Here is a 15,914-nt window from a genome sequence, read left to right on the forward strand (position 1 = left end):
ACAAGTATCCAGATGAAGGGATGGCTATACGATATGAATTTGTCTGATATAGGCGCTGTGCGTCATACATTGAACTTAAATGGAACATGGCAGTTTTGTTTGGATCTGGAGTCCGATATACTCGTTGAACAAGAGATATTACCGCCATCACAGTGTGAAAATACATCATGGGAGACCATTCAAATTCCCGGTTCATGGGAAGAGCAAGGGTACGGAGATGAGCCTGAATACGAACGAATCGATACTTGGACCAAGGTACGTGAGTATGAAGGCTCAGCCTGGTATGCTCAGGATATTCATGTTCCATCAGATGATTCTGGCTGCCAGTATGTATTCAGGTTGGAAGGGGTCCGCTGGACAACGCATCTCTGGATCAATGGACAATATGCAGGGCAGCAGGATAGTCTGGTGAGTCTACAGAAGTGGGATGTTACCTCTCTGGTGAAGCAGGGGGAAGTGAATCGGATAGAGATTCGCGTGGATAATACGATGAAACTTCCGCTGGCGGGTAGCCATATTCATTCATTGCATACGGCCACAGCCTGGGGTGGAATCACGGGTGGTGTTTATCTGGACAGTCTGCCCCCATGCCGACTACAGACGTTACGTATTCAACCAGATGCTGAGAACGGAACCATTCTGGTTGATTGTACTGTAAGCGCTCCCGCAGATGATTCTGCTAGATCGATGCAATTACATGTGGATATCCAGCATCCGGATGGCACATGGCTTGATCGATATAGTTGTAATGTGAATCTGAGTGATCCATCACATGTGGAGATAAGCTCAGCAGGTGTAACTGAAAGCAACGCTGTAATAGATCAGTGGCGATTGGAACTTGGAACAGAGAAGTCTATCGCAAGATGGTCGGATGAATCCCCTGAATTATACAAGGCGGTGATCCGTCTCTATGACGGTGAACAGGAACTGGATCGGCTGGAGCAATCATTTGGTGTACGCTCCTTTGCAACAAACGGGAAGCAGCTTGAGTTGAATGGGACACCAGTATATTTGCGTGGATACGTCGATTGCTGTATCTTTCCACTGACGGGTTATCCCGTCTGGGACAAGGAGCATTATCTTCAGCAATTTCGAATCGCCAGATCGTATGGCTTCAATCATGTCCGACTGCATGGGTGGAGCGCGCCGGAGCCTTTCTGGGATGCTGCTGATGAAGCAGGCATGCTGGTGCAGGCAGAACTTCCCCATTGGTCTCGTTTCTTTGAGCAATCGGATCAGTCTGCGCCAGCTGAAGTATTGTCCTATCTGACACAAGAACTGGACGGGTTGCTTCAGTCGCTGCATAGACATCCTTCATTCGTCATGTTCTCCATGGGGAATGAACTCATTGGTCCGAATGGCCACCCTGAACTCAATGCATTGGTCTCAAGGGCAAAGGATATGGACCCGACCCGGTTATATACGGACAATACAGGTTTTGGACAGCTTCCGACGCAAGGGCGGGAAGGTGATTATTATATTCAGTCGTTGAACTGGCATCCCCCGTTGGAATCCGCATATTCTGCTGTGCCGGATACCACGCTGGACTATCATGCAGTCACTCGGCTCGCGGAGCATCCCGTCATTGGGCACGAACATGCACAGTACACCATGTATGTGCGGCCCCAAGAGCGAGCGAAGTATACTGGCGTATTGCGTCCTAGCTGGTTACGACCGATCGAAGAATCGTTGACAAACAAAGGTATGATGGGGGACCTGGAGCATTTTCAACAGGTCAGTGGTACCCATCTGGTACGTTCCTTAAAAGAAGCTATGGAGCGAATTCGGCGAACACCCGACGCTGCGGGCGTACAGCTTCTGGACATTCGTGATTTTCCAGGGCAGGGACATGCTACGACGGGCATTCTGGATGTATTTTGGGATGACAAAGGCATTACAACACCAGAAGAATTCATGTGTTTCAACGCAGATGTGGTGCTGTTGTTAAGCTGCAAGGAGCGTACATTTTACGCCGGAGAACCCATTCATGTCGATGTACGCATCTCTCACTACGGTAAGGAGCCGCTTGAGGACGCGGTCATTCAGTGGAGGTTAATAAGCGATGATGTGATGCTTACTGAAGGGGCATGGAAGACCGGAGATATCCAATGTGGGTCTGTCATGTCACTGGGAAGCATCGTCGCTACCGCTCCTCATGAAGGGGCAGCATCTTTTCGGATTGAAGCGGAGCTGATATCAGGCGATTCGGAAAGAACTGTAGCGAATGTATGGCATGGCTGGTCGTTTCCTTTTTATCAGTCTCATCCTAGTTCAAATCGGTTCTGGAATACCGTGGCAGAGTTGAAGCCATTATTGGGTGAAGCGCATGATGATTGCGTAGATCGCATCGATGGATTCCAGTTGTTGAAAAATCGGGAGATTGACTTGGTTATCGTTCAGTCGTTAACACCCAATGTCGTTGATTATGTGGTCAACGGGGGGAGTGTTTGGCTGCAGCCAACCGCAGAAGGGTTATATGATTCAGTGGAGACCAAGTATCTGCCTGTATTCTGGAATTACCTGATGTTTGCTACACAGCCTGGTGCAACGATGGGCATGTATTTGAGAGAACAGCTAGCACTACTAGGCTCCTTCCCGCATGATGGGGCTTCGGACTGGCATTGGTATCACTTGGTGAACGGTACACCAGCGATATGTTTGGATACGTTGCCCGGGGTGGAGCCGCTGATCGAAGTGGTGGACCATTTCCATCGGGCCAAACGACTTGCTTATGCCTTTGAGGCAAAAGTAGGGAAGGGCAAGATTTTGATCTCCTCACTTCCGTTTGCCAATCTGGCTGTAATGAAGCGTTCGGAAGCCGCCTACTTATTTCAGGAGATGCTTGCGTATCTGAATGGAGATCAATTCCGTCCAGCAACCTCCATATCCGTAGCGCAATTACTCGGCATCGTTAAACTGCAAACCATTCAGTTTACATTGTAATCAAAGGGACCCGAAAGGGTCCTTTTTGTATGCCATGTAATTGAAGTAAACGATTACTATAAAACGTTTTCGATAATTACCACTTTCAAAAGTATTTTACCTTAATATTACTTTTATATCATTTAAAAGTATAATTTATCACTGATTTTAACGAATTAATGTCTGATTATATATGTCTATATCTAATTTTTATATGATTTTCTCTAAAATCCAGATGGTATTTTGAAAACGCTCTATCGAGTATGATTATTTTATAAAACAGAGGAGGGGGAACGGAGATGGAAACGCTAACAAAAAAATCCGCTTCCGCGAACAGAAGCAGTGACCCCAAACCGCCTTTAAAGAATCGGCGGAACGGAATTTGGGACAGAATGAAACAGCAGAAATATCTCTATCTCATGTCATTGCCATTCGTAGCTTGGGTTTTCGTATTTAACTATCTGCCACTATGGGGATGGACGATGGCTTTCCAAAATTATAAACCTGCCAGATCGTTTGGTGATCAAGAGTGGGTTGGTTTTAAACACTTTGTAGAACTGTTCAGTGATGATCGATTCTATCTGGTACTTCGAAATACGCTTGCAATGAGCTTGATGGGACTGGTTGTCGGTTTTATCGTACCGATATTCTTCGCTATTCTCCTGAATGAAATGAGAGGCATGTTCTTCAAACGTGCCGTGCAAACGGTATCATATCTGCCTCACTTTGTATCCTGGGTTGTTGTAGCCGGGATCATTACGAAGATGCTCTCCACCGATGGAGGGATTATCAATGATCTATTGGTAGGACTGAACATTATCGATCAGCCGATCCAATTCATGGCCAAGGGGAACTTGTTCTGGTACATTGTAACCGCTTCAGATATGTGGAAGGAAACCGGTTGGAATGCCATCATCTATCTGGCGGCGATTACAGGTATCGACAATGAGTTGTATGAAGCTTCCCGTGTAGATGGAGCCAACCGCTGGAGACAGATGTGGCATATTACGCTGCCTGGCATACGGACCACGATTTCTGTACTTTTCATCATGTCAATTGGACATCTGATCAGTATCGGTTTCGAGAAGCAGTTCTTGCTTGGCAACAGTCTGGTCACAGACTACTCGGAAGTACTTGATCTATATGCGCTCAATTATGGTTTGAATATGGGACGATTCTCATATGGTACAGCCATAGGTATATTCAACTCCGTTGTCAGTATCATCCTTCTGTTTACTGCGAACGGCTTGTTCAAAAAATTCACAAAAGAAAGCATCATGTAGGGAGGGGACGACATTATGGCGAACAAAGCATTCAATGCTACTCGGGGCGATAAACTGTTCGATATATTCAACATCCTCGCGATGACCATGGTGCTGGTTGTAACACTTTATCCATTCCTTAACGTACTAGCCATCTCACTCAATAACTCGACAGATACAGTACGTGGCGGAATTTACTTGTGGCCTCGCGAATTCACATTACAGAACTACAAAACGATTTTCCAATATGATGGATTGTTACAAGGTTTGCAGATCTCCATTCTGCGTACACTTGTAGGTACCGTGCTCGGATTGATCAGTTCATCCATGATCGCCTTTACACTGAGCAGACCTGATTTTGGACTTAGAAAATTTGTTTCCACAACGCTCGCGCTCACGATGTATTTCTCCGGTGGTCTGATTCCGGTGTACATTCTGATGCGTGACTTGAACCTGATCGGTACATTCTGGGTATATGTATTGCCTGGCATGATCAGTGCATTTAACGTGTTCATTATCCGTTCATTCATTGATGGCCTGCCATACTCATTGCAGGAATCCGCGAAGCTGGACGGAGCGAATGACTTTACAATCTATTACAGAATCATCTTGCCACTGTGTAAACCAGTGCTTGCTACCATCGCATTGTTCCTGGCTGTAGGTCAATGGAATGCGTGGTTCGATACGTACCTGTATAATGGTTCAAAGGCACATTTGACCACGCTCCAATATGAGCTGATGAAAGTATTGCAAAGTACACAGCAGGGCTCAGGTGCTGGACGAAATGCCAATGATATGGCGCAGCAAATGACACAGATTTCACCGGAATCGATCAAAATGGCGATTACGATCGTTGTAACGGTTCCAATTCTCATTGTATATCCGTTCCTTCAGAAGTACTTTGTTGGTGGTATGACACTGGGCGCAGTAAAAGGTTAAACAAGTGGGTACAGGCTGCCACATAGAGCGGCCGTACATCTACAAATGAAGCATCAGGATATCCGAAGCGCAGCCATGTGGTCTGCGCTTCACCGTATAGGGCTGCGGTGTGGTATTCATGAAGCTATAGACAGGGACAAAAAAGTCCCGGATAAGACAGACATATGAAACAGGGAGGATTACCATTATGGCAAGTTCCAAAATGAAGATTGCACTGGCACCAGTGCTTGCAATGTCTTTACTCGCAGGTTGCGGTGGAGGAAGCGGCAGTGATACGTCGTTCAAGGATACAAGCGCAGAGACAACTCCACTTACTTTTGATTTCTTCAGCGTTGACCCCAGTCCGAACTGGAATGGCATGAAGGATGAAGTAGGTAAAGTCCTTACGGAAAAAACAGGGATAACCCTTAACGGTGAATTTGCCGTTAGTGGTGGTCAAGATAAAATATCCTTAATGGCGGCGAGCGGAGACTATCCGGATATTGTCTCCCCCAAAGGAGAACTCAGCAAACTGGTGGATGCCGGAGCAATGCTCGATCTGACAGATCTGATCGACCAATATGCTCCCAATCTGAAGAAGCTGTATGGTAATTACATGGACCGGTTGAAGTACAGTAATGAAGATCAGGCTATTTATGTGCTGCCAACGTATTATGCGGTAGACCAGAAGTACTTTGATGCAGGTGGTGGATTTGGCGTTCAGCATCGTGTACTGAAAGAACTCGGATACCCGGAAGTGCGCACACTTGAGGATTACGAGAATGTACTGAAGGCGTACAAAGAGAAACACCCAACGATTGATGGTCAGCCAACGATCCCGTTAACACTGGACGCGGATGATTGGAGAATCATGATTACCGTAACGAACCCGGCCTTCCAGGCAACAGGTGCACCGGATGATGGTGAATACTACATCGATCCAGAGACGTATGAAGCAAGTCTGCATTACAAACGTCCAGAGGAAAAAGAATACTTCCGCTGGTTGAACCATATGTACAACTCTGGATTACTGGACCAGGACAGCTTTATCCAGAAAACAGACCAATACAAATCCAAAATTGCAAGTGGACGTGTTCTTGGTGTCATTGACCAGGATTGGGGTTACTCCGATGCAGAAAATGCATTGAAATCCGCTGGTAAGACTGAAGCAACGTATTCACACTTTCCAGTAACCCTGTCCGAGGATATCAAGGATCATGCCTACCAAGACCCTGGTTTTGTATCCGGTTGGGGTGTAGGGATTACAACATCGAATCCTGACCCGGTTCGTACGATCAAATTCTTCGATTACCTGGCTTCTGAAGAAGGGCAAGTGCTGATGAACTGGGGGATTGAGGGCAAACAGTATGAAGTGCAGGACGGCAAACGTGTCATTCCTGCCGACATTCTGGATCAGAAAACCAATAATGCAGCCGTATTCCAGAAAGAAACGGGTATTGGTCTGTACACCAATATGTCTGGTCACTATGGAGACGGTGTGAAGGATTCAACGGATAACTACTACACTACGAATTTCCCTGAACAGATCGTGGCAGCATATTCCGATGCAGAGAAAGAAACACTCAAAGCTTACGGTGCTACGACGTGGAAAGATCTGTTCCCGAGTGAAGACGAGTTCCCAATCAAACCATGGGGAGCAGCATACAATCTGCCAACACCAGGTGACTCCAACTACAACGTCATCTTCAAGAAAACACAGGATATCATCCGGAAGCGTATCCCGGAAGCCATTCTGAGTACTCCTGAACAGTTCGATGCGATCTATGACGGCATGATTACAGAAGTGAACCAAGCAGGCGCAGAGGATATGGAGAAACAATACACAGAACTCGTTCAAAACCGTGTTCAATTGTGGAGCGGTGAAGAAGCTAAATAAACGATTAGCAATTCAGATCTAAAACGAAAAATAACCCAGATATTCTGGGTTATTTTTTTATCTAAAACGTTTTCTAAAAAACGTTTTCAATTTTATAAATTCACTATTGACAAGGGATATAGGAGCGATTATTATTCAAGTATGAAAGCACTTACATTCACTTGTACAACACGTGCCATACACCTGAATCTCAAAGTAAACATTTGCAGAATGAAGAGGAAGTAAAGCAAGAGAAGAACATTTGTTTATTTTTCAGAAAACGCTTCTAATGTTATAAAAACAAGAAAATTACATTTGTTTCATCTGGTCACGGTATGTGCAGGTCAGCCTGTTATACAAATATACAGCTTCATTAATATCCATAAGGGGGATTACACATGAAGGGCAAAACACCAAAAACATTCGCAATGCTTCTGTTAGCCAGTGCTCTTGCAATTACAGCAGGATGCAGCGGCAGTGGAGGAGGAACTAACGCTTCAGAGAAACCGGTTGATTCCGGAGATACAACCAGTCCAGTGACCTTTACATTCTTTGGTGCAGACGCGAGTCCGAACTGGAATAACATGAAGGATGCTGTCGGTCAAGAAATTACTAAGGCAACGGGAGTTACAATTGAAGCTGAGTATGATGTGAATAATGGTGGTGACCAAAAGATTCCTTTGATGGCTGCCAGTGGTGATTACCCTGATATTATCTATCCTAAAGGCAATTTGTCTAAGCTTGTGGATGCAGGCGCGATGCTGGACCTGACCGATCTAATTGAGGAGCATGCTCCCAACTTGAAAAAAATCTATGGTGATCAGATGAACCGTCTGAAATACAGTCTGGAAGATCAAGCCATTTACACGATCCCGACGAATATGGGTGTAGATAACGTTGAGTTTGACGCTAGGGGCGGATTCGAAATTCAACAAAGAGTATTGAAAGAGCTTGGCTACCCTGAAGTAAAAACGCTTGAGGACTACGAGAACGTATTGAGAACGTATTATGAAAAACATCCAACGATTGATGGTCAACCGACGATTCCGTTAACATTGAATGCAGATGACTGGAAAATTATGATTACGGTAACGAACCCTGCATTCCAAGCTACGGGTGGACCGGATGACGGTGAGTATTATATCAACCCTGAGACGTATGAAGCCGTTCTACACTACAAACGTCCTGAAGAAAAAGAATATTTCCGTTGGTTGAACAAAATGTACAATGAGGGTCTGCTTGATAAAGATACATTTGTTCAAAAGGATGACCAATACAAATCCAAAATTGCCAGTGGCCGTGTACTTGGTCTAATTGACCAAGAGTGGAACTATGGTGAGGCGGAGAATGCTTTGAAATCATCTAACGGTGGAGACAAAACATATGCCCACTTCTCCGTATCCCTGAACAAGGATATTGTGGATCATACGTTCCAACCGACAGGATTTGACGGTTATGGTATCGGAATCACAACTTCGGCCAAAGATCCGGTACGTATTATCAAATTCATGGATTGGCTTGCTTCCGATGAAGGTCAGGTCCTGAGAAACTGGGGCGTTGAAGGCCAACATTACCAAGTCGAGAATGGGAAACGCATCATTCCGGCTGACGTACAGGATCGCAAAACCAATGATAACTCTGCTTTTACCAAAGAATCAGGCGTAGGCATGTATAACATATTTAGCGCCAGATACGGTGATGGTGTGAAAGATGCCACGGATAACTACTATACAACGAACTTCCCTGAACAGATTCAAGCTGGTTACACTGCCGCTGAGAAGGAAACGTTGAAAGCCTATGGTATTACAACATGGAAAGATTTCTATCCTTCAGACGATGATCTGAAGCTGAAAGATTGGGGTGCAGCATACAACATGCCTGTACCATCTGACACGGATTACAACGTAACGTTCCAGAAAACACAGGATATCGTACGTAAACGTATTCCAGAAGCGATCCTTGCCAAACCTGAGAACTTCGACAGCGTATATGATAGTCTTCTGGCTGAACTCGATAAAGCGGGTGCAGTGGAGATGGAGAAACAATACACGGTTTGGATCAAAGAACGTGTAGCTCTCTGGACTGGAAAAGATGTGAAATAAGCTTGAAAACCAAGCATGAAAGCTATTGATTTTCATAGCAAAAAAAGCCCTTGAGAGAGGGCTTTTTTTATTGTTGACGTGAGGAGATGGATAGCCTATAATCTATCATGTAAGCACTTTCAGTAAGCGGTTTATTCTATTTACGAAAACGTTTTACGTTTGTTAGAAGAAGAATCTTTCTTTTTGCAGAATCGAAACGTAAGCTCCAGTAAACACGTCGGAATGAACGATATCGAAAGCGTATTCAAAAAAAGTGGTATCCTCAGGCATAAAGCCTGTTATACAGATAAAACCTTCATAAATAATAGGGGGAACTAGACAATGAGAGGCAAAATGAAAGGCAATACACCCAAGACGTTTGCAATGTTGATGCTCGCAAGTGCAATGTTGGTTACAGCAGGTTGCGGGAATTCGGGAACCAAAGAGACTTCGGAATCCAGCGGAACCGAACCGATCACAGTTACATTCTTCGGGGCGGATGCTAGTCCAACCTGGAACAAGATGCAAGATGCTGTTGGTAAAAAGATTACGGAGCAAACTGGCGTTACTCTTGAAGCAGAGTATGATGTAAACGATGGTGGTAACCAGAAGATTGCACTAATGGCTGCCAGTGGTGACTTTCCTGATATGATTTACCCTAAAGGTAACTTATCTAAGCTTGTGGATGCAGGCGCGATGCTGGATCTCACGGATCTGATTGAGGAGCATGCTCCCAATCTGAAAAAAATCTATGGGGAACAGATGAACCGTTTGAAATACAGTTTGGAAGATCAAGCGATCTATACCATTCCAACCAATATGGGTGTTGATAATGTTACGTTTGACGCTACAGGTGGATTTGAAATTCAGCAAAGAGTATTGAAAGAGCTTGGATACCCTGAAGTGAAGACACTTGAGGATTACGAGAATGTACTCAGAGCCTATTATGAAAAACATCCAACCATTGATGGTCAACCAACCATTCCATTAACATTGAATGCAGATGATTGGAAAATCATGATCACGGTAACGAACCCGGCTTTCCAAGCAACAGGTGCACCGGATGATGGTGAATATTACATTGACCCTGAAACGTATGAAGCAAAATTGCACTACAAACGTCCAGAGGAAAGAGAATATTTCCGCTGGTTGAATAAAATGTACAATGAAGGCCTACTGGACAAAGATGCCTTTGTTCAAAAGGATGACCAATACAAGTCCAAAATTGCCAGTGGTCGTGTCCTCGGTCTGATTGACCAAGAGTGGAACTATCAAGAAGCGGAGAACGCGCTTAAATCATCAGGTAAGGATGATGCCACATACGCTCACTTCTCTGTATCACTTAACGATGAGATTGTGGATCACACGTTCCAACCAGCCGGATTTGACGGTTATGGCATCGGGATTACAACTTCGGCCAAAGATCCAGTGCGTATCATCAAATTCATGGATTGGCTTGCTTCCGATGAAGGACAAGTTCTGAGAAACTGGGGTATCGAAGGTGAACATTACAACGTAGAAGATGGTAAACGCGTGATTCCAGAAGACGTTCAAGACCGCAAAACGAATGACAACTCCAATTTCAGCAAGGAAACAGGAATTGGGATGTATAACATATTTAGCGCAAGATACGGTGATGGTGTAAAAGATTCTACGGATAACTACTACACAACCAACTTCCCTGAGCAGATTGTAGCTGGTTACACGGCTGCAGAGAAAGAAACGCTGAAAGCTTACGGTATCACGACTTGGAAAGAGTTCTATCCGGCTGAAGAAGATCTGCCAGTTAAGGATTGGGGCGCAGCGTATAACATGTCCGTACCATCCGGTACAGACTATGAAGTAACTTTCCAGAAAACGCAGGATATCATCCGTAAACGGATTCCGGAAGCTGTTCTGACTACACCAGCCAACTTTGATGCAACCTATGATGCTTTACTGGCTGATTTGGACAAAGCGGGTGCAGTTGAAATGGAGAAACAATTTACGGTTTGGGTTAAGGAACGTGTCTCTCTGTGGACAGGAAAAGACGTAAAATAATATGGATTGTCTGTGATCCATGGTTACACAAGGAAAGGGCCCTATATGGGGCTTTTTTTTTGTGTAATGATGTGATGATTTGCATTGACGCAAATTTTGAAATCACATATAATTTTATTATTGTAAGCACTTACCGAAAACGTTTTATAACATAAGGAATATACAGTTGATTCAGGAACAGGAGCTAATCATGTCCCAACACAATAAACAAACTAAAATCAATCGTCTATGGTATCAACAACCGGCAAAACGCTGGGAAGAAGCATTGCCCATCGGAAACGGCCGTCTTGGAGGCATGGTGTACGGTGGCGCGGCAGATGAACGAATTCAGCTCAATGAAGATACATTATGGTCAGGGTTTCCACGGGATACGATTCAATACAGCAGTCAGTGGTATTTGAAACAGACGCGAGAGTTGATCATGTCTGGGCAGTATGGTGAAGCTGAGGATTTGTTGAACCGTGAAATGCTTGGTCGTGATGTAGAGGCCTACCAGCCGATGGGTCATTTTCTATTGCACCATGAGGGTCTGGATGATCTTTCATATGATGCATTTGAACGGGAGCTTGATCTGGAATCAGGTATTGCAACCACAAACTACTCATTGGAAGGAACTCAATACGTACGTGAAGTGTATTCCAGTGCTACGGATGATCTAATGGTCTGCACATTAACTGCTGATCAGAAGGGCGCTGTGAGTGTAAGTATTACGCTAGACAGTCCCCATCCTTATCGCGTTGAGACTTCGGGAGATGCTCTAACCATGTTCAGTCGGTGCCCAAGTCATGTGGAGTCCAATTACTTCAGAGATCACCCGGAATCCGTTCTCTATGAAGAGGATCGGGGAACGGCTTATGCTGTCCATGTAGCATTTACGGCATCTGGCGATCAGATGAAGGTCTCCAATCTGGAAGGCAAGTTACATATTCAGGGTGCTGATCAGGTTGTGTTTTATCTAGCAGCGGCTACCTCCTTTGAGAGTTACGATGTGTTACCTGTGAAGGATCATCTTGTATTGGAAGAGGAATGTAAGGAGATGATCTCCAAAGCGACCACACATGGCGCGGAAGCGCTTCGTGACCGACATATTCAGGATCACAGCGCGTTGTTTAACAGAGTCTCTATTGATTTAGGGGTATGGGCTAACGCCGAATTACCTACAGATGAGCGGCTGCAGGCTTATCAGGCAGGGCAACAAGACCCTGGACTGGAGGCACTTTATTTTCAATATGGAAGATATCTGTTAATGGCTAGTTCGCGTCCGGGCAGCCAGCCTGCCAATCTGCAGGGAATCTGGAATCATCAGGTAGAGCCGCCATGGCACAGTGACTACACGATCAACATCAACACGGAGATGAATTACTGGCCAGCAGAAGTCTGCAATCTCAGTGAATGTCATGAGCCACTGTTTGATATGCTGACCGATCTCAGTGATACAGGACGAAGAACGGCGCGGATTCTGTATGGAGCCCGTGGATGGACTGCCCATCATAACGTGGATATCTGGAGAACCTCTACACCGACAGGTGGAGATGCAAGCTGGGCTTTCTGGCCGATGGGTGGTGTGTGGCTGACCTCGCATCTATGGGAGCATTACCAATTTACCGGGGATCAGCGTTTTCTTGAGGAACGTGCGTATCCCATCATGAAAGAGGCGGCGCTGTTCTGTCTCGATTGGCTGGTGGAAGGGCCCGATGGTTATCTGGTTACGATTCCATCCACTTCACCAGAGAACAAGTTTCTCACAGATGCTGGGGAGTCACGCAGTATATCCATGGCTTCAACGATGGATATGACGTTAATTCGTGAACTGTTCAGCCGCTGTATTGAGGCCTCGAAGCAACTAAATATAGATGAGTCGTTGGCAAGCGAGTGGAGTGAGGCTCTGGAGAAACTCTATCCATTCCGAATTGGAAGCGAAGGACAATTGCTGGAGTGGTTTAAGGATTTTGCCGAATCCGAGCCAGGGCATCGTCACGTCTCCCATCTGTATGGACTGTATCCGGGAGAGCAGATCAATCGAGTGCACACACCAGAACTTGTGGAAGCTGCAAGGGTATCGCTTGAACGTCGTATCTCACAAGGTGGCGGGCATACAGGATGGAGCTGTGCATGGTTGATCAATCTGTATGCACGATTACTGGATGGCAGCCAGGCACATCAGTTTGTGCGCACGTTGCTGGCCCGATCCACACATCCGAATTTGTTTGACGATCATCCGCCGTTCCAGATCGATGGTAACTTTGGAGGCACGGCTGGCATGGCCGAGATGTTGTTGCAGAGCCACTTGAACGAGTTACATTTACTGCCGGCACTGCCTGAACTCTGGACTCAAGGTCGAGTTGAAGGGCTTCGTGCAAGAGGTGGTTATACGGTAGCAATAACGTGGACGGACAACAAGCTTGCGTCAGCGGTTATTAAGGCAGATCGAAATGAGTCGCTGACCCTTCGCAGTGCTTATCCGCTGCGTGTGGAAGGAAACGAACAAGCCAAGGCAGAGCTTACGCCTCAGGGCGATTATGTAATTATTTTAACGATGACCGCAGGACAGACGATCCGCGTGTCATCATGAGACGGAGGAGCCAACCATGACCATTTTTAAATTTCCGCAAGATTTTCGCTGGGGTACAGCAACAGCTTCCTATCAAATAGAAGGAGCGGCACAGGAAGGTGGACGCGGGGCATCCATCTGGGATACGTTTGCGCGCACACCTGGCAAGGTATATAACGGAGACAATGGGGATGTCGCGTGTGACAGCTACCACCGTTACGAGGAAGACATCGAACTGATGAAGAAACTCGGGATTAATACATACCGGTTCTCCATTGCCTGGCCGCGTATTATTCCTGACGGAGATGGTGAGATCAATCGGGAAGGTCTGGACTTCTACCACCGCTTCGTGGATGCATTGATCGAGGCTGGAATTGAACCGTTCCTCACACTGTATCACTGGGATCTTCCGCAAACGCTGGAGGATGACGGAGGCTGGGGCAACCGCAGAACTGTGGATGCTTTTGTGAAATATGCCGAAGTGATCTTCAAAGAATTCTCTGGCAAAATCAACTTCTGGCTTACATTCAACGAACCATGGTGCATCGCGTTCCTGTCGAACCTTCTCGGGATTCATGCGCCAGGAAACAAAGACCTGCAAACTTCAATCAATGTTGCTCATGGATTGCTGGTTGCTCATGGTAAAGCCGTTCAATCTTTCCGTCGCTTGGGAACAACCGGTCAGATTGGTATTGCTCCGAACGTGTGCTGGGCTGAGCCGTACAGCAAATCTCCTGAGGACCAAGCTGCGTGTGACCGATCAATTGCGCTTAATACCGATTGGTTCCTTGATCCAATCTACAAAGGTTCATATCCGCAGTTTATGGTGGATTGGTTTGCAGAAGCGGGTGCTACCGTACCAATTCAGGAAGGTGATATGGAGATCATCTCGCAACCAATCGATCTGCTCGGCATTAACTATTACACGATGGGGATCAATCGCTTCAATCCGGAGGCAGGTGCTCTGCAATCGGAAGAAGTTGATATGGGCCTCACCAAAACTGATATTGGCTGGCCTGTGGAATCACGTGGTTTGTATGAATTTATGCATTACTTGCAAAAGTACGGCAATGTGGATGTATATATCACAGAGAATGGTGCCTGCATCAATGATGATCTGGAGAACGGAAAAATTAACGATGATCGCCGGATTTCATATTATGAGCAGCATTTGGCTCAAATTCACCGCATCATTAATGACGGCATTAACCTGAAAGGGTACATGGCATGGTCACTGATGGATAATTTTGAGTGGGCAGAAGGCTACCGTATGCGTTTTGGTCTTGTTCATATGGACTATCGTTCACTCGTGAGAACACCGAAGGAGAGTTATTACTGGTATCAGAACGTCATCAAGAATAATTGGTTGGAGACACGGAACGAACATAATCCTCAATAGTTGGTTGGCAGGTTTTAAGGGTAGAGCAGGTCCTCATTATATATGGTTCCCTTATTAAAGCTGAGAATGACGGTAACATTGGAGTATTCCAATGTGCCGTCTTTTTTTTGTATTTTTACCGTTGGAAAGGAGTAGTTCATAAAGGTTTCATAAGGTCAAGTGCGGTTCCTGTTATGAAGAGACGTTTTTTGGGTTATAAGAAGTAAGGAAGAAATGAATAATGTTTTGTCAACGGATAAATTTGAAATAAAGTGTCCAAATTGCGAAGAAAATTTGAACATTTGTTGACTAAAAATCATACTGATGTGGTATATTGGTATAAGGAAAGCACTTACAAAAAGGGAAAAGGAAGTGTTTACTATGGCATCGAAGACAGCAATGGTTAGCCAATTGGAGCGCAAAGACAAAAATATGCGGCGCGCCGTCTTGACGATGACAGTTCTGGCATGGGTCGCACTCATTACGGGAGTGATCATGTGTCTGATCAATCTGAACGAATTTAATGATCGTAATCTTGGCTTGATGGTTGGTATTGGATTCCTTGTAGGTAGTGTGTTTATTTACGTTATTGCCAAAGCGATTGGCCTTGTTCATACACGCCGGGAAGACGAAGGCGCCGATTGATTATAATCCTGCGTTAATTCGTTCATAATAAGACTGGATGAGTTCCCGGAATCCAGTCAATAAAGCCCTTTGCGGATTCGTTGACACTGTTCAACGGGACTGCAAAGGGTTTTATTTTGTGACTTGATGTGTAAAGATTACGAAGTACAAATATCAAGCATGCAAGCGATTTGTGAGAAAAAATTCACACATTTAAGGTGTAAAATCGACAAATTTGTTAACAAGAACAAAAAAGTTGTTC

9 protein-coding genes are annotated in these 15,914 nt (G+C 45.3%); all 9 read left to right on the forward strand.

The genetic code is table 11. From position 1 onward, the window contains the following. Positions 1–33: 33 nt before the first annotated feature. The 9 genes from MHB71_RS29470 (at position 34) to MHB71_RS29510 (ending at position 15,673) form a co-directional block, all read left to right on the forward strand. Positions 34–2,943, forward strand: a complete 2,910-nt coding sequence (locus tag MHB71_RS29470) for a sugar-binding domain-containing protein (RefSeq protein ID WP_340028337.1) — start codon at positions 34–36, stop codon at positions 2,941–2,943. A 278-nt stretch (positions 2,944–3,221) separates the two neighbouring features. Then, on the forward strand, positions 3,222–4,205 hold the full coding sequence (locus MHB71_RS29475) for a sugar ABC transporter permease (RefSeq protein ID WP_036606891.1): 984 nt from the start codon (positions 3,222–3,224) through the stop codon (positions 4,203–4,205). Between the two features lie 15 nt (positions 4,206–4,220). Next, complete coding sequence (locus MHB71_RS29480; protein WP_036606894.1) at positions 4,221–5,123, forward strand: carbohydrate ABC transporter permease; 903 nt, start codon at positions 4,221–4,223, stop codon at positions 5,121–5,123. A gap of 187 nt (positions 5,124–5,310) precedes the next feature. Further along, positions 5,311–6,999, forward strand: coding sequence for an ABC transporter substrate-binding protein (locus MHB71_RS29485; RefSeq protein WP_100529848.1), 1,689 nt, complete (start codon positions 5,311–5,313; stop codon positions 6,997–6,999). A 377-nt stretch (positions 7,000–7,376) separates the two neighbouring features. Further along, entirely contained in the window at positions 7,377–9,080 is a 1,704-nt protein-coding gene (locus MHB71_RS29490) for an ABC transporter substrate-binding protein (protein ID WP_036606898.1), read from the forward strand. A 333-nt stretch (positions 9,081–9,413) separates the two neighbouring features. Beyond that, on the forward strand, positions 9,414–11,099 hold the full coding sequence (locus MHB71_RS29495; protein ID WP_076328928.1) for an ABC transporter substrate-binding protein: 1,686 nt from the start codon (positions 9,414–9,416) through the stop codon (positions 11,097–11,099). Between the two features lie 190 nt (positions 11,100–11,289). Continuing rightward, positions 11,290–13,671: a glycoside hydrolase N-terminal domain-containing protein gene (locus tag MHB71_RS29500; protein ID WP_340028338.1), complete on the forward strand. Its 2,382-nt coding sequence runs from the start codon at positions 11,290–11,292 to the stop codon at positions 13,669–13,671. Positions 13,672–13,687: 16 nt separating this feature from the next. Beyond that, positions 13,688–15,049 carry a GH1 family beta-glucosidase gene (locus tag MHB71_RS29505; RefSeq protein ID WP_036668061.1) on the forward strand — a complete coding sequence of 454 codons (1,362 nt, stop codon included), beginning with the start codon at positions 13,688–13,690 and terminating at the stop codon, positions 15,047–15,049. 360 nt (positions 15,050–15,409) lie between these two features. Next, positions 15,410–15,673: a hypothetical protein gene (locus MHB71_RS29510; RefSeq protein ID WP_036606904.1), complete on the forward strand. Its 264-nt coding sequence runs from the start codon at positions 15,410–15,412 to the stop codon at positions 15,671–15,673. Positions 15,674–15,914: the final 241 nt, after the last annotated feature.

Origin of the sequence: Paenibacillus sp. FSL H7-0940 (assembly GCF_037979415.1) — a bacterium.
GTDB classification, from domain to species: domain Bacteria; phylum Bacillota; class Bacilli; order Paenibacillales; family Paenibacillaceae; genus Paenibacillus; species Paenibacillus amylolyticus.

Bases quoted from the DNA above. Each gene is read 5' to 3' on its own strand.
- MHB71_RS29470 (WP_340028337.1), top strand. From the start codon at position 34: ATGAATTTGTCTGATATAGGCGCTGTGCGTCATACATTGAACTTAAAT.
- MHB71_RS29475 (WP_036606891.1), top strand. From the start codon at position 3,222: ATGGAAACGCTAACAAAAAAATCCGCTTCCGCGAACAGAAGCAGTGAC.
- MHB71_RS29480 (WP_036606894.1), top strand. From the start codon at position 4,221: ATGGCGAACAAAGCATTCAATGCTACTCGGGGCGATAAACTGTTCGAT.
- MHB71_RS29485 (WP_100529848.1), top strand. From the start codon at position 5,311: ATGGCAAGTTCCAAAATGAAGATTGCACTGGCACCAGTGCTTGCAATG.
- MHB71_RS29490 (WP_036606898.1), top strand. From the start codon at position 7,377: ATGAAGGGCAAAACACCAAAAACATTCGCAATGCTTCTGTTAGCCAGT.
- MHB71_RS29495 (WP_076328928.1), top strand. From the start codon at position 9,414: ATGAAAGGCAATACACCCAAGACGTTTGCAATGTTGATGCTCGCAAGT.
- MHB71_RS29500 (WP_340028338.1), top strand. From the start codon at position 11,290: ATGTCCCAACACAATAAACAAACTAAAATCAATCGTCTATGGTATCAA.
- MHB71_RS29505 (WP_036668061.1), top strand. From the start codon at position 13,688: ATGACCATTTTTAAATTTCCGCAAGATTTTCGCTGGGGTACAGCAACA.
- MHB71_RS29510 (WP_036606904.1), top strand. From the start codon at position 15,410: ATGGCATCGAAGACAGCAATGGTTAGCCAATTGGAGCGCAAAGACAAA.